Genomic DNA, 591 nt, shown 5'->3' with positions numbered 1-591 from the left:
GAGTTCCCCGAGGGGATCTATCACTATTACGCCACCGACAGCTACCCCTACTTTCAACGCTGCGTAAAAGGCGACATCTAAAACACTTACCACTCAATTCGCTAGGGAATTCGCGCTATGACAATAACGTTCAAAACGGTAGCAAAGCTAATCCACGGCTTATGTTTTTACCTGCTGCTCTCCCCGCTCGCCCATGCGCACTTAATGGTTGCCCAGCACGGCACCCTCAACATTGTTGACGACGGTGCCTTCATGGTGTTGTCTTTAGCGATATCAAGTTTTCAAGGTATCGACGATGACCAAAACGGCGACGTAAGCGCGCTCGAATTTAATCGGCACAAAACTGACATTGTGCACACCATCAAACAAGGCATTACATTGCGAGACGGCAAGGGCAACTGCCCACTCGAAGGCATCATGTTGTCGCCCGTGATGGACCATCAAGCGCATCAGGACTCGATTTCACAATTAACGATCATGGGTAGATTCACCCTAGCGGCACCCGCAACGCCTTTAGTGTTACATATTGACTTATACGGCAAGCAACCGCTGGAGAAAACGATTGAAGTTTCAGCGCGACGAAACACAGCG

The 591-nt window shown here is 49.7% G+C and carries 2 protein-coding genes; both read left to right on the top strand.

Annotated features, from left to right (window positions below; genetic code table 11):
- A partial coding sequence (locus ACFQEU_RS17605; protein WP_379784252.1) for a YHYH protein occupies positions 1–81 on the top strand: 81 nt, incomplete at its 5' end.
- 36 nt (positions 82–117) lie between these two features.
- Positions 118–591, top strand: a 474-nt coding sequence (locus ACFQEU_RS17600; protein WP_379784250.1) for a hypothetical protein, incomplete at its 3' end; no start/stop codon positions are given.

The organism is Halorubrum tibetense (assembly GCF_042661865.1).
GTDB lineage: Archaea > Halobacteriota > Halobacteria > Halobacteriales > Haloferacaceae > Halorubrum > Halorubrum tibetense.
The sequence above is the reverse complement of the archived record's forward strand: the minus strand, read 5'-3'. Positions and strand labels throughout refer to the sequence as shown.